Source organism: Streptomyces sp. NPDC004609 (assembly GCF_042873655.1).
Lineage (GTDB): Bacteria > Actinomycetota > Actinomycetes > Streptomycetales > Streptomycetaceae > Streptomyces.
In genome coordinates, this window is the sequence record NZ_JBIALS010000014.1 from 90,082 (window position 1) to 114,185 (window position 24,104).

Sequence of the window (24,104 nt, forward strand, 5' to 3'; positions counted from 1 at the left end):
TGCCAATGCTCACCGTTCTCCTCTCCCCGTCAGAGGCCGCCCGTGCGCGGCACCGGCCTGTCCCGGAATCCTGTCGTGGATTCAGGTCGGTACTGAAGTCATGTTTCCGTCTGCTTCGGTCCGCCCGATTCCGCCGGGTTGGCTGATTCTGCCGGTTTGGGAGCCGGTTTGACAGTCTCCAGGAGGAGGTCGAGCCATTCGGTGACCTTGTCCCGGTGTTTGTCGGTCGGCAACTGGGCGGCGCGCCAGGCGATGCCCCGTACGCCGTGGTCCTGGAGCAGCCGCTCCAGGGGGTCGCCCTCGCCCGCGTAGTCCTGGAGGAGCCGCTGCTCGGTCTGCTGGAGCGCGGTGTTCAGCGCGTCCGGGTCGGCGGCGGTGAGAAAACCCGCGTGCACCCGGAAGAAGCGCTGGATCGCGTCGCAGTGCTCCATGGTGGGGCGGCGGTCGCCGTTGATGAGGGCGCCCGCCTGCTGGCGGGACATTCCGGCGCCGTCCGCGATCTCCTGCTGGGTGTACCTGCGGCCGTTGGACTTGAGCCGGGTCCTGCGCAGCAGCTCGAAGCGCTGGAGGAAGCGTGCCTGGAGGTCGGGTTCACCGGCCGGGCGGCCGTCGAGCAGGGCGCCGACCACATCCGCGGGCACCCCCGACGCCTCCGAGAGCTGATGGGCGTCGAAGACCTCGCCGGGGCTCAGTCCGAGTCTGCCCGCGATTTCGGTGACACGGGCGATCGACGCCGCCAGCGACCCTGCGGCCGCCACGCCCGGAACCGAGAAGCCGTCTGTCACCAGTAGGTCTCCTAGATCACGCGAGAGGGCTCCGCACACAATTGGCTGCCCGGAGATTAACCGTTCCGGGGCCTTGCAACCAGGTCTTGCCACAGCTGTGGCCCGTTCTGAACGTTCAGCGGCGCGGAATGCCACGATAGTTGACACCGCCTCTCGATCGGGAGCAGGATCAACCGGGCGGGGTGAAGATCAAAAGGCGCCGCCGCAGCGGGACTTCGAGAAGGGTGGCGTTCTCGATGACACAGGAGACCGGTACCGACCGTCCTGGTGTCCACGGGCGCCGGGGGCACGCGGGTACGGGCCGCGGCACACTCCGGTCGAGGCGGTTCACCGACATGGTCCGGGACCGCCGGGAGGAGCTCGGGCTGAGCGTGGCCGATGTGGCCGCCCGGCTGGAGATCAGCACCCGGGCCTATGGCAGCTGGGAGCGCGCTCCCGCCCATGAGTGGACCGAGGACAAGCTGTTCGCGCTGGTGAAGGCGCTGGAGATGAGCGATCAGCAGGGCGGCTGGCTGTTCCGGCTCGCCGTGGACCGGGAGTTGCCGCACTCGGCCGATCCCCGGCTGTCCGGAGCGAGCGCGCTGGGGCCCGCGCGCCCGTCCGGCCCGGCGTTTCCCGCGGGGTCGCCGCGTCCGTATCTGCCGCTGCCCGCGCATATCCTGCCCGCCGAGCCCGCCGACTCATCGTCCGGGGCACCGGATCCGGCGCCTCCCCGCGACCGGGGGACCCTGGCCTATCTGCACGACTACGCCGCGATGATGGACGCCGTACCGCTGCCGTCCGTGCTCTTCGACCGCCGCTGGGACGTCACGCACGTCAACCCGGCCTTCCAGGCGCTGTTCCGGGGTGTGGGACACCATCCGACCGCCATGCCGGACCAGAACTTCCTGCGGTTCGTGCTCTTCCACCCCGACGCGGGCGCGGTGCTCGGCGACCGGGAGACGAGCTGGTGCCTGCCGCTGCTCGCACAGCTGGAATCGGCCCTGGAATGCTACGGGGACGACGGTGTCCTTCAGGCCATTCGCCAGGACATCGCGGACGATCCGATCATGGACGCCGCCTACCGGTGCGGACTGCCGCACTGGATGCGGGCCACCGGAGCCGCGGCCGTCCACCACGACGGGGCCGTACGGCCGCTGCACCACCCGGATCCCCGGTGGGGTCACTCCGAGTGCCGGATCGTCGACGAGACGCCGGCCACCCTCCAGGACCGGGGCTACACCCGGATGACGCTGGTGCTGCGGGAGCGCGGAGGCATGACACCGGACGCCCGCCGGGGGAAGTCCCATCTGCGGGCGGTCTCCGGCGGCTGAGCCGGCGAGGAGGACCGGTGGGCGGCGGGACACCGCAGCGGGATACCGGGGCACGCGCACCGCGGTGACGGACACCGGACCGGGGGAGTGCACGGCTACCGGAACCCGCCCCATCGCCCGGCCCGGGCTTTGCCGTCCGCCGCCGTCGACGAACCGCCGCCCCGCACGCCCGGCGACGGCTGGATCTCCGCGCCGGGCAACGCCCTAACCGCGCCCGCGTACTCCTCGGCGAGCCGTGGCCGACCTGCTCTCCGCCCGTGACACATCCGGCAGGCCGCGGTAAGCGGAATCGGCTGCCCCGGCCGGACGGCGCCGTCGGCCGCTACGGGAGCCGCGCGGGACAACAACCGGAACCGGTCGTACCGTTCGTCGTCACTCTTGTCATGGCCCCGGGCGTGCCACGACGATGACGGGATGTCACACCAGGCCCCACCATCCGACGGTGGCCACACCGTGCTCCAGGCCCCCGTCCGCGGACGGGCCGTCACCGCCCCGGCGGCCACGGTGCGCGGTCCGGCGGCGCCTACCGGTGCCGCGCCGCTCGCGAAAGGCCGTACGGCCGGGGCGCCGTGGCACCCGCCGCCGCACGGCCTTTCGCCGCCGTCTCTGCGAGGTCCAGGTCCCCGCCTTCCCCGAGCGGGGACCTGGACCTCTCCCCCATCCCCATTTCCCCCGTGTGCTCTGTGTCCCCCTGGTGCCCCCTCCGGCCCCCGTCGCGCCCCGCTCAGCGCAGCGCGGCCACGGCCCACTCCGCGGCGACCGCCAGAGCGACGCCGGCGCCGAGGACCACGGTCGCCACTCTCGTACGCCCCTGCTTGCTGAGTACCAGCGCGCTGCCCGAGAAGATCAGCGCGATGCCGTAGAAGCCCATGGTGAGGACCGAGTGAGTACTGCCCAGCCGAAGGACGAGTGCCAGCCCCACCGCGATCATGATCACCGCGGAGAGAGCGATCCGGACATGGCGTGCCTGGCGTGGTGTGAGCCCCTGCCGTTCCGGGCTCGAATTGGCTTCCGACATGCACGGAAGCCTATCCGCCGGGCCCCTGCCGGGGTGGCCGGGAGCGAGATCCACCGTCTTCATTCGCCGGGTCTACGCATGTCCGCCGACCCCGACCGTCCACAGAGGAGCGGTCCCGGTCAGCTGGCACGCGTTCAGATAGAGAGGGATGGGTGGTGTGTAGGGACTGTTGTCGTCCGGCCAGCGGATCAGCCGGGGGTTCACGGCGGGTACATACGCTCCTTTGGCGTAGTGGGAGGGGAGCGGCCACATCAGGTCCTGGTCGGAGCCGGACGGGACGATCCACCACCACCAGTCGGTGTCGGCGAAGACGCAGCCGTTGCGCGGCAGCCGCCCCAGCAGCCGGAAGCCGTACCGCGCGGGCACGCCCACCGCGTCGCAGCCCAGGACGGGCACGATCGTGGAGGGCAGGTCGAGCCGGACGAGTCCGTTTCTGCCGCTGTGGCGTCCGCCCCTCAGGCGCGTCGCCAGATGCTTCAGCACGGCCCCTCGTTTCCCCGGGGAAAGTCCACGCCGTACGGAATCTCCGTGTGCCGCAGCTCCGCCCAGACGATCCGGCCGGTGCCGTGCTGGGTGGCGTGCGCTCCCCAGGAGCTGGAGACGGCCTCCACCAGCAGCAGCCCGCGTCCCCGTTCCTCCGCGGCCACGGAGTGGCACACATGCGGGCCCGTGGGCGCGCAGCCCTGGTCCCGCACGCTGACGCGCAGATGTTCGACGCCGTTGAGCAGCTCGCAGACGACCTGGTGGCTGCCGCTGTGCACGACCGCGTTGGTGACCAGCTCGGACATGACCAGCAGCGCCGTGTCGTGGACGTCCCCCCCTATGCCCCAGCACCGCAGGCGGTCGCGGGTGAGTTTACGTGCCCGGGACACATATTCGACGCGCGCCGGCAGCTCGAAGCCGTACCGGTGGTGGTCGGCCTCCGAGCACGGATCCAAGAGTGGGGCGTGGCGCGTGTCGTGGTTCACTCGTCCACTGTCGCGCTGGAATGGACAACTTGGCAAGGCCCACTGTGAAATTTTCAGAGTGGGCATATTCAGCGACACTGACTGCGTGGCACACTGCTCGCATCAGCACGTGGGGAGGTCTCGAAGTGAGTGAACCGCGGTCCGCCCCCACCGTGGGTCAGGTCGTCCTCGGCAAGCGCTTGCAGGATCTGCGGGAGCGTGCCGGGCTCAAGCGCGAGGAAGCCGCCAAGGTCCTCCGCGTCGCCGCGGGCACCATTCGCCGGATGGAGACCGCCGAGGTCGCGCTGAAGATTCCTTACGTCCAGCTCCTGCTGGAGGCGTACGGAATCAGTGAGGAGGAGGCCCGCGGCTTCATCGAGCTGGCGGAAGAGGCGAACAAGCCGGGCTGGTGGCAGCGGTTCCACGATGTCCTGCCGGGCTGGTTCAGCATGTATGTCAGCCTGGAGGGTGCGGCGAGCCTCATCCGTGCCTACGAGCCGCACTTCGTGCCCGGTCTGCTGCAGACGGAGGAGTACGCGCGGGCGATCATGGTCAGCGGTGCCGTCGGGCAGACCGATCCCGAGGACATCGAGCGCCATGTGGCGCTGCGGATGCAGCGGCAGTCCCTTCTCACCAAACCCGACGCACCCAAGCTGTGGGTGATCATGGACGAGACGGTGTTCCGCAGACCCGTCGGCGGTCCGGGGGTCATGCGAGCCCAGATCGACCGGCTGCTCGAAGGCGCCCAGCTGCCCCATGTCACCTTGCAGATCGCGGAGTTCGCGTCCGGACATCACCCCGGTACCTATGGGCCGTTCGTGCTGTTCCGGTTCGCAGTCCCCGAGCTCCCGGACATGGTCTACAGCGAGTACCTCAGCGGCGCCGTCTACCTCGACGCACGCCCCGAGGTCGCCTCGCATCTGGAGGTCCTGGACCGCATGGCGGCTCAGGCCGCGACTGCACAACGCACGAAGGAGATCCTCAAAGATCTCCGCAAGGAGCTGTGAATGGACCACATATACAACGGCATGCCGGCCACCGAGCTGGGCGATGTGGGCTGGCACAAGCCGTGGAGCGGCGGAAACGGCGGCAACTGCTTCGAGACCATGAAGCTCGCTGACGGGCGGGTGGCCGTGCGCCAGTCGGCCGATCCGGACGGGCCCGCTCTGATCTACACCCCCGGGGAGATCGCCGCGTTCATCCAGGGAGCCAAGTCGGGGAAGGCGGACTTCCTGCTCACCTGACCGCGCGCGGTACCCGGTCCACCCGCTCGGTCCGGCCGCCCCGGCTGCTCCGACCTGCATAGTTGTGATGTCCATCGACGCCTTGGCCACCCGATTGTCCGTCGGTCCGTTACCCACCGGCCGCTCGATCTCCCGATACGGGAGCCAACAGAAGAAACGGCGTGCGGGCCTGCTCACCCGCACGCCGTTGTCGTTCCCGGACCTCCTGGCCGCCGGATCGCGCGGGGGTTCCCGTACCTCCGGGTCTTCGGGACCTCGCGACCTCGCCACGGTGCGTCACCGTCCGGCAGCGGTGCGTCCCGGTGCCACCTCGGACCGTCACGGACGGGCCGCGGTGCGTCACACGCGAGCGGTGGGGACGACGGTCTGACCGGTGACGTTTCCCGTCGCCAGGCCGGCATACGCGCGGGCGGCATCGCTCGCGGGCGTGCCCCGAACGCAGTCCCCACCGAGCATGACCAGCAGCGTCTTCCTGACCCAGCCGGGCTGACGGCGTTCACCCGTACTCCCCGGGGCAGCTCGACGGCCGCGTTGCGCACAGAGGCGTCGAGCCCGATGCTGGTCGGCGCGCGACGACCGGCCGGCCACCGAGGAGCGCGAGGGCCGTCCCGTACGGATCGAACCGCGGTCGCCCACAACCCCGACGAGTGGCTGAACGCGATCGCCCAGGGCCGGGGCATCAGCCTCACCCCCGAGGCCACGGCCCGCTTCGGCGACCGGCGCCCGGACGTCGTCCACCGGCCGGTGACGGGATCGGCCCCAGCCGGGTGGGTGTCGCCCGGGCGCGCACCGGGGAGACGGACGCGGCCGTCGACGCGTTCGTCCGCAGCCGCCGAACGGTGTGCTCCGGGTACGCTCGGAACCGGTGATCGGCGGAGGGCACCGGGGAGGACACGGGGAGTGATGACGACCGACGTTACGGACTGGCTGGCGCGGAACGCGCTGCCGCTGACCACCCTCTCGGCGGGCGCGCCCACGGACGACCTCCAGCCGCTCAGGGACATCCTCGACGGTGTCCGGATCGTGGGACTGGGGGAGTCCACGCACGGCACCGGCGAGTTCTTCCGGCTGAAGCACCGGCTGCTGGAGTTCCTGGTCACCGAACTGGGCTTCACCACCCTCGCGATGGAGGCGAGCGCCTCGGCGGGAGCCGCGGTGGACGCCTATGTACGCCATGGCACCGGGGACGCGGTACGCGTGCTGACGGGGCTGGGTTTCTGGACCTGGCGTACGCACGAGGTGCTCGCGATGATCGAGTGGATGCGGGCCTACAACCGGGGGCGGCCGGAAGCCCGGAGGATACGTTTCGTGGGCGTCGACCCCCAGCGGTGCGGAGACTCGATCGAGGCCCTCGACGCATATCTGCGCGGGACCGCGCCGGACCGGGTGACGTGGCTGCGCGACCGGCTGGGGCCGCTCGCCGAGGCCCAGCCGGGATCGCGTCCGGATCTGCGGGAACGCCTGACGGCCGACGCACGGGATCTGCTGGAGTCCCTGGGCGGACCGCAGGCGCAAACGCCACGGCAGGAAGCCGACGGGCCGCCACGGGACCGGGACGAGCCGCTGCGGCAAGCGGACGGGTCCCGCCGGGAGAGCGCCGACGAGCCCCGGAGGGGTGAGGCCGCCGAGGCGATCCGGCACGCCCGCATCCTCGTACGGGCCGCCGATCTGGTCACCCGCCCCCGGCGGCACGCCGATCCGGACCGGACCGTCTTCGCGGCCCGCGACCGCTACATGGCCGAGGCCGTCACGGAACTCGTCGGGAGCGACCCCCGGGCCCGGATCGTGTTCTGGGCGCACAACGGTCACATCAGCAGGGGCCGTTACGGCGGCGGAGTACCGGCGGCCGGGCGGCACCTGAGCGCCCGCCACGGCGACGCGTACTACGCACTCGGCCTGCTCTTCGGCCGGGGAGCCTTCCGCGCGGGCCGCGTCCTGCCCGTCCCCTGGGCGCGGCCCGCTGTGCGAACCGTGACCGGGAACCGCATCGGCCCTCCCGTCCCCGCGTCCGTCGAGGCCCGGCTCGCCGCGGCGCGTCCCGGTGACCACCTGGTGGATCTGCGGGCGGCGGCACACGGCCCGGAGCCCGTGCGCCGGTGGGTGAGCGGGAGCCATGTGACGAGGACCTTCGGCGCCCATGTGCCGCGCTGGGTCTACCGGTTGAACTTCAGCCCGACCGTACCGGGCGACGAGTTCGACGGCCTGGCCTATGTGGCGGTCTCGACGCCCTCCCGGCCCCTCACCCGATGAGCCCTACCGTGAGCAGACCGTCGATCCACGAGGTGGTACCCGTGCAGGAGCCTTCCGAGCCGACGACCGCGTCCGAGCCGACGACCGCGTCCGAGCCGACGACCGCGTCCGAGCCGACGACCGCGTCCGAGCCGACGACCGCGTCCGCGTCCGACGTCGCGGCCGGGCCCGCAACCGCGGCCGGGACCGGATCCGGGGCCGTGTCCGGCCCGGCGGCCGGTGACGCGCCCGGCGGTGGACATGTACGGGACGGGGTCTGGGTCTCCGTACCCCCGCGCCGGGCGGTGACCGCCGCGCCCGCGCTGATCGTCGTGGACGCGCAGACCGCGTTTCTGACCGGGCCCGACGCCGTACCGGACGCGGACCGGCTCGTCGGCCGGCTGACGACCCTGCTCGACCGGGCGCGGACGGCGGGGGCCCTGGTGGTTCATCTGCGGAACGGCGGCGAGGCGGGAGCGGTGGACGAGCCCGGAAAACCGGGGTGGGAACTGTACTTCCCCGTACGGGAGTCGCCTCGGGAGTTCGTCGTCCGCAAGGACGGCGACAACGGCTTCGAGGGGACGCGGCTCGGTGAGCTGCTGGCGGGGCGCGGCGTACGGCGGGTGGTGATCGCCGGGGTGCTCTCGGAGATGTGCGTGAGCGCGACGGCGCGCGGCGCGATGGACCGGGGCATCGAGGTCGTCCTGCCGCGGGACGCCCATGGCACCTACGGCCTGGACGACATCCCGGCCTCCGTCGTGTCGCGGGTCGCCGAGCACGCCCTCGGCTCCGACCCGGAGTTCGTCGGCTCGGCCGACGCGGTCCGCTTCACGGCTGTCCCCGGAGCCGCGGATGGATGAGCCGGGCCCGCGCCCCTTCCTGTACATCGTCGTCTGCGCGGCCTCCGTCGCCGCCGGGGTCGGCGATCTCATCACGGCGGCCCGGGAACGGGGCTGGGACGTCGGTGTCGTCGCCACCCCCCAGGGCCTCGGCTTCCTCGACGTGCCGGCCGTGGAGGCCCGCACGGGCCACCCGGTCCGCTCGGCCTGGCGCAGACCGGGCGAGCCCCGCCCGCTGCCGCCGCCGGACGCCATCGCGGTCGCCCCGGCCACCTTCAACACCATCAACAAGTGGGCGGCCGGGATCGCGGACACCCTCGCGCTGGGCATCCTGTGCGAGGCCCACGGCACCGGTGTCCCCACCGCCGTACTCCCGTGCCCGAACGCGGCGATGGCCGCGCATCCCGCCTACCGGGAGAGTCTGCGGCGGCTGCGGGCGATGGGGGTGCTCTTCGGCGCGTACGAGTCCCACGACCCGGACGAGCACGGCCGGCTCGCCCGCTTCCGGTGGGAGGAGGCCCTGGAGTTGCTGGAGCCGCACAGGGCGCGGCGACCCCCGCCCCCGTAGACCGCATCCGCAGGTCCTGCCCCCGGAGGGCACGGTGGTCTCCGGCACCGCGCCCGGGGCCGCGGGGGATTGGCGCTGACGCGGGCGTACAGCGGCCCGGCCGGAAGGCACCGCGCCGAACCCCGTACCCCCCCGAGCCCCCGCCCGGTCGCACCGGTCGACCGGCCGTTCCCAGGGGTGTGCCTCCCGGGCACGCCGGGGCGGCACGGTCCGGTCCACCGGGACGAGCCGTGCGGAGGAGCGCCGAGGCCCGGCCACGCCCGGCAACCGCCGCTCCGGCCCCGTACCGGTGATCCGCGTGGTACACCGGACAGGGAACGGTGATACGGATCAGGGGAGTTCGGGGGGTTCGGTGCGGGGACGACGGCTGCTCGGCTACCGCGACGCGGTGGCGATTCTGACGGGTGACAGCGAGGGTCTCGCGGCCGCCGACCGCGTGCTCGGCGGGGCCCTGTCGATGGCCACGGGCGGAGTCAGCGACGCGGTGCTGAGCGTGTTCGACGCACAGCGGGGGGTGCTGCGGCTCGGGCGGGATCTCACCGCCGGCCTCACCGGCGATCCGGCGGGCGCCGACCGCGCGACCCGCACCGAACGGATCGCGGCGGCCCATACGGTGCTCGTGGTCACCGCGTTCTTCGAAGCCCTGGCCGAGGCCGAACTGCCGTTCCGGCTGGAGGAACTGGAGCTGACGGGCCGTGACCAGGTCGCCATCGCCGGGGGTCCCGCCCCCGGGCGGGACCTGCTCCGGGCGCTGCTCGCCACCGAGGTGCCGCAGCCCGCACCCCATCTGCCGTACGAGGAGGTCCTGGACGCCCTCCGGCCGTGGTTCGCCCGCTGCTGGAGCGAGCTGATGGTGTTCGTCCGGGGTCTCGCCCTCTGGGACCGGCTCGACGACACCCGGCGCGAAGCGGCCCTCGGCCGGTTCGCCACCCCGCGCCCGTTCCAGGCCGCCGTCGAGCGCTATCAGGAGCTGTACTCCCAACTCGCGCAGGACGTACCCGAGTTCGGGTTCTGGAGCGGGCAGATCGAGCACCAGGCCACCCGGGTCGCCGTCCGGCGGGCCCTCACCGGCATCGAGACCGCGCTCGCCGGACTGAGCGCCCCGGGCGCGCTCCGCCACACCGCCGACGCCCTCGCCACCGGCTACCGCGCGGCGCTCACCAGGCCGATCCTCTCCGAGGGGGAGGCGCCCGCGGGCATGCGCCTGCCCACCCTCGACGAGGGGTACGTCGACCCCGGCTTCCGGGTCCGCGAGACCGGGGCGGGACCCCGGGGTCCGGGGGACGAGGACTGGTGGGCGGAGGTCCCCGTACGGTCCGATCTCACCGAATACCTCGCGGGAGTCCTCACCGGCATCGTCTCGACCGGCGCGCCGCTCGCGGTCCTCGGCCACCCCGGCGCGGGAAAGTCGGTGCTCACCAAGATCCTGGCCGCCCGGCTCCCGTCGGCCGGATATCTGCCCGTGCGGATCGTCCTGCGCGAGGTGCCCGCCGACGCCGACATCCAGGACCAGATCGAGTACGCGGTCCGGGCGGCGACCGGTGAGCGCACCTCCTGGCCCGAGCTGGTGCGGGCGTCCGGCGGGGCCGTCCCCGTGCTGCTCTTCGACGGCTTCGACGAACTCCTCCAGGCCACCGGTGTCAGCCGGTCCGACTTCCTGGTGCGCGTCGCCCGCTTCCAGCAGCGCGAGGCGGACCAGGGCCGTCCGCTGTTCGCCATCGTCACCAGCAGAACGGCCGTCGCGGACCGCGCCCGCTACCCGGAAGGCTCGGTGGCCCTGCGCCTGGAACCCTTCAGCGAACCGCAGATCGAACGCTGGCTCGCCCTGTGGAACCGGCTCAACGAGCCCTATCTCACCGGGCGCGGACTCCACCCGCTGCCGGCCGCCGTCGCCGCACGGCACCCGGCCCTGGCCTCCCAGCCGCTGCTGCTGATGATGCTCGCCCCTGTACGACGGCGCCGAGAACGGCCTCCAGCGCGGAGCCGGAGCCGGTGAACCGCTCGACGAGGCGGAGCTGTACGAGGAACTGCTGGTCTCCTTCGCCACCCGCGAGGTGCGCAAGTCGGCCACCGACACGACCGACCGGGAGCTGGCACACCGCGCCGAACAGGAACTGCAGCGCCTCTCCCTGATCTCCTTCGGCATGCTCAACCGGCGGCGCCAGTGGCTCACCGCCGCCGAGGCCGAGCGGGACCTGACCGCTCTGCTGGGACCTTCGGAGGGCGCCCGGGACGGCTTCCGCGCCTCTCTCGGCCAGGGGGAGATCGCGCTCGGACGGTTCTTCTTCGTCCAGCGCGCCCAGGCCGTCCGCGACGAACAGAGGCTGGCCACCTTCGAGTTCCTCCACGCCACCTTCGGCGAGTACCTGGTCGCGCGGCTCTCCGTACAGCTCCTGGAGGGGCTGCTCGACCAGCGCCCCGCGCTCGCCGTCGGCCGGTCGTGCGTCGACGACGATCTGCTGTACGTACTGCTGTCGTACGCCACCCTGTCGTCCCGGCAGATCCTCCGCTTCGCCGGGGCCCGGATCAGCCGCATCCCGCCGGGCGACCGCGAACGGCTCGGCGAACTGCTGCTCACCGTCATGGCCGAGCACCGCAACCGCACCGAGCACCGCTACACCGACTACCGGCCCGCCGTCCGGGCCACCTCGTCGCGGCACGGCCTCTACTCGGCGAATCTGCTGATGCTCACCGTCCGGATCACCGGGGGAGTCAGGGCGAGCGAGCTGTTCCCCGGTGTGGAGAAGCCCGCCGCGCTCTGGAACCGGCGGGTACTGCTGTGGCGGGCCGCCTTCCGGGAGGCGGAGTGGACGGACTTCGCCCTGGCGCTCGGCGTCCGACAGATCTGGGGCGCGGGCGGCCTCCAGGATCTCCACATCCGTCCGCTGAGGGGCCTGCTGCCCCCTCCCGAGCCGATGGACGTCTTCTGGCTGTACGGCAGGAGACCGGCGGAGGACCACGGGGGCGGGCCGCTCGGCTGGGTCCGCTCGGACCCGGAACAGCTCCGGCACAAGATGTCCGTCTCGGGCGGCACCAACGACTCCATCGTGCTGCACACCGTCGACCCCTTCCTCAGCCGGCTGCCCTCCGCCGTCACCGGCTTCATCCGCACATCCGCCGGGGCGACCTCGATGGCGCACGCCCTGACGTCGCTGTGGCTCGCGGGCGGCCTCGGGGCCCCCGAGCAGGAACTCGTCGAGCTGTACGAGCACTGTGCCGCGTTCCTCGCCCCGTGGAGCGGCTTCGACGCGGGCACCCTCCAGCAGGTGACCCGGCTGGTCCTCGGGCAGCTGGTGACCGACGCGCCCCGGCTCCCGGCGGAGGCGGTGGCCATGGTGCTGAACGCACCGGACGTCCGGCTGCTGGATCCTGAATGCCTGGAACTGAGGACGCGGGCGGCGCTCGCGGCGCTGCGGCGGGACGAGGGGAGCGCGGTGGCGGGGTCGTGTGTGCACGACACCTCGTTCGATCTGGCGGCGGGGGCTCCCGCACGGCTGCTGACCCTGTGGTGGGACGGGCTGGACACCCCCTGGGAGCGCCTGCTCCGCCCGGCGGTCCTCCAGGTGGCGGCGCGTCCTTCGGACGAGGACCTCGTGTACGGGCCGGGCGGAGAACCCGGCGGGGTGCCGTCCGGCCTCCTCGCCCGTGTGCGGGAGGCCCTGGACGAGAGGCCGCTGTGACGACGGCCGCGCACTCGGGAGCCCGCCCCGGTCCGTGAGAGCGGGGGCCGGGCCGGCCGGGCCGCGCCCGGACTCCCGGCCCGGGCTCCCGGGACCCCGCCCGGACCTGTCGACCCCTGCTCGGGCTCCCCGGCACCCCGCCCGGACCTGCCGCGCTCGGACGTCCGGCTCGGGCTTCCCGGGACCGCGCCCGGACCGGGCTCGGGGCCTGCTCCAGCCGGTTCCCGGACACGGGGACCCGCGCTCGTACCCCTGCGACCGGAGTCCACGCTCGGCCCGCGCGGGCGTGGCGACGGGACCGGGCGGGGTCCGCTGGCGGGCACGGCCGCCGACGCCCCGGGCGGCACCCCGGCCGTACAACGGGGGCCGCATTCGTTCCACGGCCGGGGATCGCCGAACATGGGGGTATGGCACGACGCACCCCACGACCCTGGCGCAGCTCAGCCCCCGCGCCCACCGCCGCATCGCCCTGCCCGTGCGGGCTGCCCGCCGGGTATGCCGAGTGCTGCGGCCGGTTCCACACGGGTGAGGCCGCCGCCCCCACCGCAGAACTGCTGATGCGTTCGCGCTACAGCGCGTTCGTGGCCAAGGACGCGGCGTATCTCCTGCGGACCTGGCACCCCGCGACCAGGCCCGAGCGGCTGGAGCTCGATCCGGCCGTGCACTGGTCGGGCCTGGAGATCATCGAGGCCACGGACGGCAGCCCGTTCCACTCGAAGGGCACCGTGACCTTCCGCGCGCGCTACCGGCACCACGGCAAGCGCGGCGAGCTCCACGAGCGCAGCACCTTCGAGCGGCTGGACGGCCGGTGGGTCTATGTGGACGGGACGTTCGTCGAGTGAGCCGGGCGCCCGCACGACGCGGGACCCCGCCCGCTCAGTACGCGCGGTTCGGCAGGATCACCAGGCGGGGGTTGTAGGCCGCCAGCACCTTGTTGGCCCGTGCCAGCACCGACAGCGCGTGCTCCCGGTCGGCCCGGTCCTCGGGGCACAGCGGGCCGCGGAAGCGGTTCACCTCGCGTGCGGCTCCGTCCGCCTCGATCTCGGCCTGGAGGACGTGGACCGGCATACAGGATCCGATCAGCGCGGCCACACGGTCGGGGATCGGCACGGGGATGAGGGGTGACGCGGTCACGGTGTCCTGTCCTTCTCTTCTGCTCGCTCGGGCCGCCGGCGGGTCCCGGTGGTGCCCACCCCTCCATACGTAGCGGACGGGTTTCCGCGTTCGCCGGCGGGGATGTCTCGGTGGGGCAACCATCGTGGCCGCCCGCTGACGCCCATCGTGCGCGGATGCACCGACCCGCACGCCATGAACCGGATCGCCGGCCCGTCGGCTCCCCGCCCGCGCACCGCGAGCGGAAGCCGGCCGGGGTGCGCACGAGGAACCGGAGGCGGCGGAACAGCGCGGTGACCCCGACGGCCGCGCCCCGGTCGAGGCGACCGGACCACGGGGTCGTACGGGAGGTGCGCACTGTCCGGCCCGCCCGGCTCTCGGCCACCGGCAGTACCGGCGACACACCTTACGACAAGGTGGAGCATGCACCCGAATCGATCAACGAGGGGCGGGGCCGACGGTACTCCGTCACCGGCCGCCGCGGTGATCGTCCGCCAAGTCGCCGATGCGGCCCGGGGGTTGCCCGGGGGCGGGACGTGCGTCCACGCGCCGCCCGGGCCGCCGCACGTGCCGATCCGGGCAGCCGGGCCGACGGACACGCCCGGAACCCCGCCCGGTGAACCCCGCCCACAACCCCGGCCGTTGCGCCGGAGGCCGTACGGCACCGGGCCGGAGGAGCCCGTACGCACGTCGGAGCGGGCGGCTCAAAGCGCGGACCCGGATGAGGGCGGTTCTGATGGGTCTTGCTGGGCTCGCGTGCCCTGGCACCGCGCTCCCCCTGGGCCTGGCGGCCCGGGAGGTACCCCACGCCGCGTTGTCGTCGGTCGCCCATGGCCCCCTGTGCCCTGCGGGCACGGGGGTACCCCCACCGCAGTGGCTCTCCCCCGGAGCTCCGCCCGGGAGGTACCCCCATCCTCCGCCTTGCGATCCACGGCACCAGACCCCGCTCACTGACCCAGCCCGACCCATCAGAAACGCCCTAGTTCCCCGGCGAGGACAGCACCTGGGAGAGGTCGTAGCCCACCGGCTCCTCCAGCTGGGCATAGGTGCAGTCGGCGGGTTCGCGGTCCGGCCGCCAACGGCGGAACTGGGCCGTGTGCCGGAACCGGGTGCCCTCCATGTGGTCGTAGGCGACCTCGATGACCCGCTCGGGCCGCAGCGCCACCCACGACAGATCCTTCTTGCCCGTCCAGCGGCTCACCGCGCCCGGCAGCCGGGAGGTCTCGTGGGCGCTCTCGTCCGCCCACGCGGCCCAGGGGTGGTCGGCGGTGGACCGGGGCCGCAGCGGCTCCAGCTCCCCGACCAGCTCCTCACGCCGCTTCATCGAGAAGGCGGCGCACACACCGACGTGCTGGAGGGCGCCCGAGTCGTCGTACAGGCCCAGCAGCAGCGAACCCACCACGGGCCCGCTCTTGTGGAAGCGGTATCCGGCCACGACGACATCCGCCGTCCGCTCGTGCTTGATCTTGTACATCAGCCGGGCGTCCGGCCGGTAGGGCAGCGTGAGCGGCTTGGCGACGACACCGTCGAGCCCGGCGCCCTCGTACTGCTCGAACCAGGTCCGCGCCACCTCCGGGTCGGTGGTGGCGGGCGCGAGATGCACGGGCGGCCGGGCGCCGCGCATCGCCTCGGTGAGCAGTTCCCGCCGCTCGCTCAGGGGGGTGTCCAGCAGCGCCCGGTCGCCGAGCGCCAGCAGATCGAAGGCGACGAAGCTCGCCGGGGTCTGCTCGGCGAGCATCCGCACCCGTGAGTCGGCCGGGTGGATGCGCTCGGTGAGCCGGTCGAAGTCCAGCCGCCCCTCGTGGACGATGACGATCTCGCCGTCGACGACACAGCGCTCGGGCAGACTGGCGGCCAGCTCGGCGACCAGCTCGGGAAAGTAGCGCGTGAGGGGCTTGCCGGTGCGGGAGCCGATCACCACCTCGTCGCCGTCCCGGTGGACGATCGCCCGGAAGCCGTCCCACTTGGCCTCGTACTGCATATCGGGCGGGATGTTCTTCACGGACTTGGCGAGCATCGGCTTCACGGGGGGCATCACCGGGAGATCCATAGAGTGATTGTCCGATATGCGAGGAATGTCGGCACGACTTACGCTGACCGACATGGCCCGAGCGGTGGAACTGGAAGTGGGGGAGCGCACGGTGCGCGTCTCCAGCCCCGACAAGATCTACTTTCCTGAGCCCGGCTACACCAAGCTGGACATGGTCCGCTACTACCTGGCCGTCGGCGACGGGATCACCCGCGCGCTGCGCGACCGCCCCACCACCCTGGAGCGCTACCCCGAAGGGGTGACGGGCGAATCGTTCTTTCAGAAGCGTGCCCCGAAGTACCTCCCGGATTGGATCCCGACGGCCCACATCACCTTTCCCAGCGGACGGTCCGCCGACGAGATGTGCCCGACCGAGCCGGCGGCCGTGATCTGGGCCGCCAATCTGGGCGCCGTCACCTTCCACCCCTGGCCCGTGCGCCGCGACGACACCGACCACCCCGACGAACTCCGTATCGATCTGGACCCCCAGCCCGGCACCGACTACGCGGACGCCGTGCGCGCCGCCCATGAGCTGCGGGACGTCCTCGATGGGGTGGGACTGCGGGGCTGGCCCAAGACCTCCGGCGGACGCGGTCTCCACGTGTTTGTCCCCATCGAGCCACGCTGGACGTTTGTGCAGGTCAGACGGGCCGCGATCGCCTGCGGCAGACTACTGGAGGCCCGGATGCCCGACCGGGTCACCATCAAGTGGTGGAAGGAGGAGCGCGGCGAGCGGATCTTCGTGGACTACAACCAGACGGCCCGTGACCGCACGATCGCCTCCGCCTACTCCGTACGCCCCCGGCCGAACGCGCCGGTCTCCGCGCCCCTGCGCTGGGAGGAGATCGACGACGCCCGCCCGGAGGACTTCGACATCAGGACCATGCCCGCGCGCTACGCCGAGGTGGGCGACGTACACGCCGACATGGACGACCGCCGGTTCAGCCTGGAGTCCCTGCTGGAGGTGGCCCGCCGGGACGAGGCGGAGCACGGGCTCGGCGATCTGCCGTATCCGCCGGAGTACCCGAAGATGCCGGGGGAGCCGAAGCGGGTCCAGCCCAGCCGTGCCAGGAAGGCGCCGGCGGCCGAGTAGCGCGCGCGTCCCGCTCCGGCGCGGGCACGGCGGGCCCGGGCCCCGGGCGGCGGCACACCGGGCGGCCCCGGACAGCGCCCGGCGTCGACCCCGGTACCCGTACGGCGCGCAGCGGTCCCCTCCCCCTGTGCGGGGAGGGGACCGCCGTGCCCTCACGGGCCTTGTCACCCCCGGGTCCGGATCACCGGTCCCGGATTCACGGGTTCCTGCTCGTCACCTCCCGGATCACAGCTCCTGGACCCGGATGTTGCGGTACGAGACCACATCCGTGGTGCCGTGGACCTGGAGCCCGATGTAGCCCAGCGCGTACCGCCGGCCGTCCGTGCCGACGTCGTCGCCGCGCGGCGGGGTGAACGTCTGGCCGGCCGTGTTCTCGAACTGGTTGATCAGCACACCGTTGCGGTACACCGAGTACGTCTGGCCGATCACCCGGATCTCGTAGTCGTTCCAGGTGCCCTTCGGGGTCACCCCGGCGCCCGCGAGACCGACGCGGTCGAAGCCGTAGATCGAACCGGTCTTGTACATGTCGCCGTCGGGCCGGTCCAGGACCTGGACCTCGTGGCCGTACTTGATGGCGACCCACTCCGGACGAGGCTCCTCCGGGTTGTCGTGGACGTACGGGAAGCGGACGAAGACACCGCTGTTGGCGTTGCCGGTGCCGGGCGCGTCGTCCCGCCACTGGAGCTTCAGCGAGAAGTCCCCGTACTGCTTCGGGAACCAGAGCATGCCGAGCCCGCCCTTGGTGGTGCCGCTGGTCATCGTCCCGTCCTCGTTGAGGCCGAACGAGCCGCCGCCCACGTGCTGCCACTTGTCGAACGACGACTTCGTGCCGTCGAAGATGTCGCGGTAGCCGGTGTTCTGGCCGGGCTTGCCGATGCCGGACTGCTTGCCGGCGGCGTAGATCTTCTTGTGCTCGCGCAGATCGATCACGCCGTCCGCGAGGAGCCTGTCGAGGACCGTGTCCACGTGCTTGAGGAACAGCGCGTGCGACGACCAGGACTTCTCGTCCTCGATCAGCTCGTTGACGGTGCACCGGCTGCGGGTCATCCGGTTGGGCACACCCGTGTCGACGGTGCCGACGATCACGGTGAGCCGCTCGTCCCACTCGGGGCAGCTCGGCGCCGGGACCCCGCCGCCCTCCGCGACCGTGAAGGTCACCTTCTGGGCCTGCGAGGTGTTGCCCGCCTTGTCCGTCGCCCGGTACAGCACCGTGTGGAAGCCCACCCGGTCGACGATCACGGGCGCGGTGTACGCGAGGTAGGCACCGCCGTCGAGCGAGTACTCGACCTTGTCGATCCCGGAGCCGTCGACGTCGGTCGCGTTCACGGTCACCTTGGCGCTGGTGATGTAGGCGCCGTCGGAGTTCCGCTGACCGGCGACCTCGGCCCCCGTCACCGGCGGGGTCGTGTCGGGCGCCGGCGTCTGGACCACGGTGAAGTCCACGGACTTCTCCGCCGCCGCGTTGCCCGCCTTGTCGGTGGCCCGGTAACGCACCTTGTGAGTGCCGACCTGATGGACCATCACCGGAGCGGTGTACGGCTGCCAGGAGCCGCTCGCGCCGATGGCGTACTCGATGGAGTTGACGCCCGAGCCCGTGTCGGACGCGGTCACGGTCACCGTGGCCATGTCCAGGTACTGGCCCTGGTCGTTGCGCTCACCGCTGACGGTCGCCGAGGTCTCCGGCGGCGTCTTGTCGTCGGTGGGCGGGGCCACGACCCGGAAGTCGGCCGTCTTCTCCGCCGACGTGTTCCCGGCCTTGTCGGTGGCCCGGTAGCGGATCTTGTGCGCACCGACCTGGTTGACCACGATCGGCGCCGTGTACGCCTGCCAGGGCCCGTCGGTCCCGACCGCGTACTCCGTCTTCTCCACACCGGAGCCCTCGTCGGTCGCGGAGACCGTCACGGTCGCCACACCGACGTACGCGCCGTCGGCGTTCTTGTCGCCCTCGACCTTGGCGTCGGTGGCGGGCGCGGTGGTGTCCTCGCCGCCGTTCTCGGTGACGGTCAGGATGCCCTGCATCTGCCCGTGACCGGGGATGGTGCAGTAGAACCGGTACCGGCCCGGGGTCAGCGTGACCTCGACGGAGTGCTTGCCGCCCTTGTCGTCACCGGGGTTGGCGAGGATGTTCAGCGGTACGTCGTGGTTGTACTCCGGGTCCGACAGGTCAAAGGTCAACGTGTGCGGCATGCCGGTGGTGTTGCCGGTCGCCCGGCTGTTCTCGAAGACGATCGTCGTCCTGCCCTCCTTCGCCGTGGTGGGGAAGGAGAGATAGCGGTCGAACGCGTCCCCGGCCGTCCAGGTCAGCGTCTGCTCGGCAGCCGCGGCCGGGGTCCGGTTGACCGGGACCCCCGCCGTGCTCGCCTTGGCCGCGGTCGCGGCCCCGGCGGCGCCCTTGCGGCTGCCCTTGTCCGCGCCGTTCTGTCCGTACGCCGCCACGGACATCAGCCCGACGACCATGGCGAGGGAGGCCAGCAGAGCCGTCCACAGGCCCGCTGACTTGCGCTTTCTGTGTCCGACGAGTCTCACTGCGCCGCCTTCCGTGCCAGCTGGTCGGCGGACGGCGTTGCCTCGCCGCCCTTGTACGTGATGTGCCACAGCGCCGACCGGGAGTCCGAGGTGAAGAACCCGCGCCCGTAGTCGAGGACGTAGAGCGAGCCGTCGGGCGCGAACCTCCAGTCCATCAGGTTGCGGATGCCGTTGTTCCCGACCGGGATGATCTTCTTCAGGGACTCGGCGTGCACCGGGATCCCGCCCTTGCCGACCGTCTTGGGATCGGTCAGCACCGCGTGGCGCGGCTGCTCGCCGTCGTAGAAGTCACCGACGAACCACTTGCCGTCCCAGTACGAGGGCCACTTGGTGGCGGAGGTGCTCGCCGCGTCGAAGCGGTACACCGGGCCGTTCATGGTCGCCTGGCCGCCGCCCTTGAGCCACGGCATCAGCAGCTTCTGCTCCTCCAGCTTGTAGCTGGGCAGCCCGCTCGCGTCCCGCGGGAAGTCGGGGCCGCCGCCCTGGGGCGAGTACCAGATGGTGTTCGGGGTGACGGGCGGCAGATTCACCAGACCGTCGTTGTTCGGCGACTCGTTCTTGGGAGCCGCGCAGTTGTACCAGCCGAGCGGCTTGCTCGGGTCGGCGAGACCGCGGTCCCGGTAGGGCTGGTTGTTGCCCATGCAGTACGGCCAGCCGTGGTTGCCGGCCTTGGTGATGGCGGCGAAGGTGTCGTACTTGGCCGGGCCCCAGGTGGTGGAGGGCGAACCGGCGTCCGGGCCGACCCAGCCCGCGTACAGCGTGTCGGTCTTCTTGTCGACGGAGATGCGCGCCGGGTTGCGGACACCCATCACATAGATCTCGCCCCTGGTCTTGCCGCCGCCCTCGTCCGGCTCCTCACCCGTGAAGAGGTTGCCCTCGGGGATCGTGTAGGAGCCGCTCCTCGTGGGCTTGATCCGCAGGATCTTGCCGTTGAGGTTGTTGGTGTTGCCGGCCGTGCGGCGCGCGTCGGCGAACGAGACGCCCTTGTAGTTGGGCTGCGGGTTGTTGCCCGAGTAGCCACCGCTGAAGCCGGAGGAGTTGTTGTCACCGGTGGCGATGTAGAGGTTCCCCTTCGAGTCCCACGCCATCCCGCCGCCCGAGTGGCAGCAGCTGTGGATCTGCACCGGCCAGTTCAGCAGCACCTTCTCGCTCGCCAGATTGAGCTTGTTGGTGGTGAAGTTGAAGGTGAAGCGGGAGACCCGGCGGTCGCCGATCCGCGTCTCCCGGTTGATCTGGGAGTGCGGTGTGTAGTGCAGATAGACCCAGCCGTTGGACTGGAACGCGGGGTCCAGCTCGATGCCGAGCAGGCCCTCCTCGTTCTTGGTCAGCTCGTCGCCGCCGCCCTTGTTGCCGAACACGCTGAGCGCCCCGGCGAGCGAGACCTTCTTCGTCTTCGGGTCGAAGACATGGACTTCGCCGTTGCCCTTGCCGACGTTCGGGTCGTTCCAGTCCTTGACCACGGGCTTGGTGTTGTCGGCGCCGCCCCGGCCGATGTAGAACACCCGGCCGTCGGGGGCCGTGACCAGTCCGTGCGGCTCGCCGATCTGGTCGTTCTGGCCCGGCTGGTTGGGCTGGGTGACCCGCTCGGCCGTGTAGTTGGCGTCGATGGTGGCCTTGCAGTCGGCCCGCGAGATTCGGCTCGTCCAGGCGAGCGCGCCCCGCAGATGGTCGCGGAAGTCGGTCTCCGAGAAGCTGTCGACCGTACCGCCCATACCGGTGTAGAAGGAGCGTCCGCCGTCGTAGTCACGGCACCAGGAGATGGGCTTGTCCCATCCGTTGGGGCCGGCCACCGGCTTGTACGAGGTCTCCTTGAGCCGCGCCACCGTGTGCACGCTACCCGAGGGGTTCACCGCCCAGTTGAACCATTTGTCCGGGCGCTTCCATTGGAGCGGCAGGGACTTGGTGGCCGGATGCTGACGGTCGCCCACCTCGATCACGGCACGCTGCACCGAACTCGGCGCGCCGGTCGGGCGGGCGCCGATCAGCCCGCTGAACCAGTCGGAGTACGGCTCCGTCCGCGCCGCGTCATGGACACCGACGAAGCCGCCGCCCGCCTCCATGTACTGCTCCAGCCCGGCCTCCTGCTCCGGGTCGAGGACATCGCCGCCGCCGGTCAGGAAGACGACCGCGTTGTACTTCCCGAGCTGCCTGGCATCGGTGAACACCGACGCGTCGTCGGTGGCTTCGGTCGCGAAACGGCCGCTCGTCGGCCCGGTCAGCCCGATGGTCTCGATGGCCTGGATACCGGCGTTCACGAGCGGGGACTCGGCGGTGGCCGAGCCGTGGAAGACGAGGACCCTGACGTTCTTGCCACCCGGCGGAGACGGAAGGGACAACGTTGTCGCCCCCGGCTCCGGTGGCGGCGACCCGGCCGAAGCGGAATTCGCCCCGCCGAGCAGGGACACGGTCAGTGCGCCGACCCCAAGTGTCGCGGCCAGACCTCTTCTTCGAGATCTGGACCTGTGATGTGGTGCGCGCTGCATGTGGTCACCCACCCCTCTGTGGTCACAAACAACAATGGAAGCTAGACCTCTTTTCGCGGTTCGCCAATAGGTATGACCACAAAAGAACGAACTTTGTCCTGAGTGTGGAAAAACGAGGTTCCTCGGGCTACCGTATGGCCGTCCCCGGGGTGACACGTGCCCCGTCAATCTCCGGAAGAGAGTGGAGAGTTCGGCATGGACAGACGGAGTTTCAACCGACGGCTGCTGGCAGGGGGCGCGGTCGCGGCCACCGGTGTGACATCGTTGTCTCTCTCTTCGGGCCCCGCGGTGGCCGGCCCGCCCCTCGCGGTCACACCGCCGAAGACCGCCCCCGCGGGCGGCCAGGTGCGCCATATGAAGCTCTACGCCGAGAAACTGGCGGACGGTCAGATGGGCTACGGCCTGGAGAAGGGCAAGGCGTCCATACCCGGCCCGCTCATCGAGCTGGTCGAGGGCGACACCCTCCACATCGAGTTCGAGAACACCATGGACGTGCCCGTCAGCCTCCATGTCCACGGCGTGAACTACGACATCAACAACGACGGCACCAAGCTCAGCAGGAGCCATGTCGAGCCCGGCGGCACCCGTACGTACACCTGGCGCACCCACGCCCCGGGCAGAAGGGCGGACGGCACCTGGCGGGCCGGAAGCGCGGGCTACTGGCACTACCACGACCATGTGGTGGGCACGGACCACGGCACCGGGGGCATCCGCAAGGGCCTCTACGGTCCGCTGGTCGTCCGGCGCAAGGGCGACATCCTCCCGGACAAGCAGTTCACCATCGTCTTCAACGACATGACCATCAACAACAAGCCCGGCAGCGCGAGCCCCGACTTCCGGGCCACGATCGGCGACCGCGTCGAGATCATCATGATCACGCACGGTGAGTTCTACCACACGTTCCATATGCACGGTCACCGCTGGGCCGACAACCGGACCGGCCTGCTCTCCGGCCCGAACGACGTCAGCCGGGTGATCGACAACAAGATCACCGGCCCCGCGGACTCCTTCGGCTTCCAGATCATCGCGGGCGAGGGCGTGGGCCCGGGGGCGTGGATGTACCACTGCCATGTCCAGAGCCACTCGGACATGGGGATGGCCGGGCTGTTCCTGGTGGCGAAGGCGGACGGCACGATCCCGGGATACGAGCCGCACCACCCGAAGACGGCGGACGCGCAGCCCAAACCGAAGGCGGGCGCGGGCACCGGCGGCACGGGCGCGAAGCCGGAGGCGGCTGGACACGAGGGGCACTAGTCTCCCGGCGCGGGTGGATCCTCCTGGTCACCGAGGAGGATCCACCCGCGCCGGTTCCCGTCCCCGGGGCCGCCCGACGGCCCCGACGCGGGAAGATGCGGGTGCCGGTGATCGGTAGCAGACTCGGGACCGAAAGACGACACGGGACTCCCCACCCAAGGAGCGCACCATGCTCACCACCCGTTATGTCACCGGCTCCCCGAACTGGATCGATCTGGGCACCCCCGACATCGAGGCCGCGAAGACCTTCTACGGCGGCGTCTTCGGCTGGACCTACCAGTCGGCCGGCCCCGAGGCCGGCGGCTACGGAATGTTCCAGCTCGACGGCGGAACCGTGGCGGGCGGTATGGCCGTCCCCCCGGAGCAGGGCCCGCCCGCGTGGAACGTCTATTTCCAGTCACCCGACGCGGACGCCGCCGCCGAAGCGGTCCGCAGCGGTGGGGGCACCGTACTCGCCGAACCGATGGACGTCCTCGACCTGGGCCGCATGGCCGTCTTCGCCGACCCCTCCGGTGTCTCCTTCTCCCTGTGGCAGCCGGGCAGCAACAAGGGCCTCGACGTCGTCGACGTCCCCAACTCAGTGTGCTGGCTTGAGCTGTACACCGAGGACCCGGACGCGGCCCTCGGCTTCTACGAGAGCGTCTTCGGCTGGGAGACCACGTCGATGCCCTTCCCCGACGGCTCCGGCGAGTACACGATGGTCCACCCCTTCGGCGCGGGCGCCGACGCGATGTTCGGCGGCATCGTCCCTCTGTCGACGGACCCCCTGGAGGACGCCCCGCACTGGCTCCCCTACTTCGCGGTCGCCGACTGCGACGCCACCGCCGCGAGGGCCGCCGACCTCGGCGGCAAGGTCCGGATGCCGCCCGTCGACATGGAGGGCGTGGGCCGCTTCGCCAAACTCGCGGACCCCGAGGGCGCCACGTTCGCCATCATGACGGGAGTCGCCCCGGCCACCTGACCCGGCCCCTTTCCCCGGCCCG

The 24,104-nt window shown here is 71.5% G+C and carries 20 protein-coding genes; 12 read left to right on the forward strand and 8 right to left on the reverse strand.

The window, feature by feature from the left end; translation table 11 throughout:
- Window positions 1-98 precede the first annotated feature (98 nt).
- A complete protein-coding gene (locus ACFYT4_RS16270; RefSeq protein ID WP_389268818.1) occupies window positions 99-785 on the reverse strand; it encodes a helix-turn-helix domain-containing protein in 687 nt (228 codons plus the stop codon).
- A gap of 236 nt (window positions 786-1,021) precedes the next feature.
- On the opposite strand from ACFYT4_RS16270, the gene ACFYT4_RS16275 reads away from it, so the two are divergent.
- Window positions 1,022-2,098, forward strand: coding sequence for a helix-turn-helix domain-containing protein (locus tag ACFYT4_RS16275; protein WP_389268820.1), 1,077 nt, complete (start codon window positions 1,022-1,024; stop codon window positions 2,096-2,098).
- 724 nt (window positions 2,099-2,822) lie between these two features.
- Here ACFYT4_RS16275 and ACFYT4_RS16280 read toward each other — a convergent pair.
- The 3 genes from ACFYT4_RS16280 to ACFYT4_RS16290 form a co-directional block, all read right to left on the reverse strand.
- The gene (locus tag ACFYT4_RS16280; protein ID WP_389268822.1) at window positions 2,823-3,116 is read right to left on the reverse strand and encodes a hypothetical protein; all 294 of its coding nucleotides are present in this window, start codon (window positions 3,114-3,116) and stop codon (window positions 2,823-2,825) included.
- 72 nt (window positions 3,117-3,188) lie between these two features.
- Window positions 3,189-3,599 (reverse strand): hypothetical protein, encoded by a 411-nt coding sequence (locus ACFYT4_RS16285; protein WP_389268824.1) that lies wholly within the window; start codon window positions 3,597-3,599, stop codon window positions 3,189-3,191.
- Window positions 3,593-4,084 carry an ATP-binding protein gene (locus tag ACFYT4_RS16290; RefSeq protein ID WP_389268826.1) on the reverse strand — a complete coding sequence of 164 codons (492 nt, stop codon included), beginning with the start codon at window positions 4,082-4,084 and terminating at the stop codon, window positions 3,593-3,595. The genes ACFYT4_RS16285 and ACFYT4_RS16290 overlap by 7 nt, the downstream gene beginning before the upstream one ends.
- 125 nt (window positions 4,085-4,209) lie before the next feature.
- Here ACFYT4_RS16290 and ACFYT4_RS16295 point away from each other — a divergent pair, with 125 nt between their 5' ends.
- From ACFYT4_RS16295 to ACFYT4_RS16330, 8 genes are all read left to right on the forward strand, one after another.
- Window positions 4,210-5,070, forward strand: a complete 861-nt coding sequence (locus ACFYT4_RS16295) for a helix-turn-helix domain-containing protein (RefSeq protein ID WP_389268828.1) — start codon at window positions 4,210-4,212, stop codon at window positions 5,068-5,070.
- Window positions 5,071-5,307 (forward strand): DUF397 domain-containing protein, encoded by a 237-nt coding sequence (locus ACFYT4_RS16300; protein ID WP_389268830.1) that lies wholly within the window; start codon window positions 5,071-5,073, stop codon window positions 5,305-5,307.
- Window positions 5,308-6,210: 903 nt separating this feature from the next.
- A complete protein-coding gene (locus tag ACFYT4_RS16305; RefSeq protein ID WP_389268832.1) occupies window positions 6,211-7,557 on the forward strand; it encodes an erythromycin esterase family protein in 1,347 nt (448 codons plus the stop codon).
- An 8-nt stretch (window positions 7,558-7,565) separates the two neighbouring features.
- Window positions 7,566-8,396: an isochorismatase family protein gene (locus tag ACFYT4_RS16310; protein WP_389268834.1), complete on the forward strand. Its 831-nt coding sequence runs from the start codon at window positions 7,566-7,568 to the stop codon at window positions 8,394-8,396.
- Window positions 8,389-8,943 carry a flavoprotein gene (locus ACFYT4_RS16315; protein ID WP_389268836.1) on the forward strand — a complete coding sequence of 185 codons (555 nt, stop codon included), beginning with the start codon at window positions 8,389-8,391 and terminating at the stop codon, window positions 8,941-8,943. The genes ACFYT4_RS16310 and ACFYT4_RS16315 overlap by 8 nt, the downstream gene beginning before the upstream one ends.
- Before the next feature lie 352 nt (window positions 8,944-9,295).
- Complete coding sequence (locus ACFYT4_RS16320; protein WP_389268838.1) at window positions 9,296-10,939, forward strand: NACHT domain-containing protein; 1,644 nt, start codon at window positions 9,296-9,298, stop codon at window positions 10,937-10,939.
- 58 nt (window positions 10,940-10,997) lie between these two features.
- Window positions 10,998-12,623 (forward strand): hypothetical protein, encoded by a 1,626-nt coding sequence (locus ACFYT4_RS16325; protein WP_389268840.1) that lies wholly within the window; start codon window positions 10,998-11,000, stop codon window positions 12,621-12,623.
- 407 nt (window positions 12,624-13,030) lie between these two features.
- A complete protein-coding gene (locus ACFYT4_RS16330) occupies window positions 13,031-13,465 on the forward strand; it encodes a YchJ family protein (protein WP_389268842.1) in 435 nt (144 codons plus the stop codon).
- Between the two features lie 34 nt (window positions 13,466-13,499).
- Here ACFYT4_RS16330 and ACFYT4_RS16335 read toward each other — a convergent pair whose 3' ends face one another.
- On the reverse strand, window positions 13,500-13,757 hold the full coding sequence (locus tag ACFYT4_RS16335; RefSeq protein WP_389268844.1) for a hypothetical protein: 258 nt from the start codon (window positions 13,755-13,757) through the stop codon (window positions 13,500-13,502).
- Between the two features lie 958 nt (window positions 13,758-14,715).
- Window positions 14,716-15,786, reverse strand: coding sequence for an ATP-dependent DNA ligase (locus tag ACFYT4_RS16340; protein ID WP_389268846.1), 1,071 nt, complete (start codon window positions 15,784-15,786; stop codon window positions 14,716-14,718).
- A 52-nt stretch (window positions 15,787-15,838) separates the two neighbouring features.
- Here ACFYT4_RS16340 and ligD point away from each other — a divergent pair, with 52 nt between their 5' ends.
- A complete protein-coding gene (ligD, locus tag ACFYT4_RS16345) occupies window positions 15,839-16,858 on the forward strand; it encodes a non-homologous end-joining DNA ligase (RefSeq protein WP_389268848.1) in 1,020 nt (339 codons plus the stop codon).
- Between the two features lie 225 nt (window positions 16,859-17,083).
- On the opposite strand, the gene ACFYT4_RS16350 is transcribed toward ligD, so the two are convergent.
- Window positions 17,084-19,315 (reverse strand): OmpL47-type beta-barrel domain-containing protein, encoded by a 2,232-nt coding sequence (locus tag ACFYT4_RS16350; RefSeq protein ID WP_389268958.1) that lies wholly within the window; start codon window positions 19,313-19,315, stop codon window positions 17,084-17,086.
- Window positions 19,316-19,380: 65 nt separating this feature from the next.
- The gene (locus ACFYT4_RS16355; RefSeq protein WP_389268850.1) at window positions 19,381-21,867 is read right to left on the reverse strand and encodes a ThuA domain-containing protein; all 2,487 of its coding nucleotides are present in this window, start codon (window positions 21,865-21,867) and stop codon (window positions 19,381-19,383) included.
- Window positions 21,868-22,062: 195 nt separating this feature from the next.
- On the opposite strand from ACFYT4_RS16355, the gene ACFYT4_RS16360 reads away from it, so the two are divergent.
- A complete protein-coding gene (locus tag ACFYT4_RS16360; RefSeq protein ID WP_389268852.1) occupies window positions 22,063-23,121 on the forward strand; it encodes a multicopper oxidase domain-containing protein in 1,059 nt (352 codons plus the stop codon).
- Between the two features lie 169 nt (window positions 23,122-23,290).
- Window positions 23,291-24,082, forward strand: coding sequence for a VOC family protein (locus ACFYT4_RS16365; RefSeq protein ID WP_389268854.1), 792 nt, complete (start codon window positions 23,291-23,293; stop codon window positions 24,080-24,082).
- Window positions 24,083-24,104 lie beyond the last annotated feature (22 nt).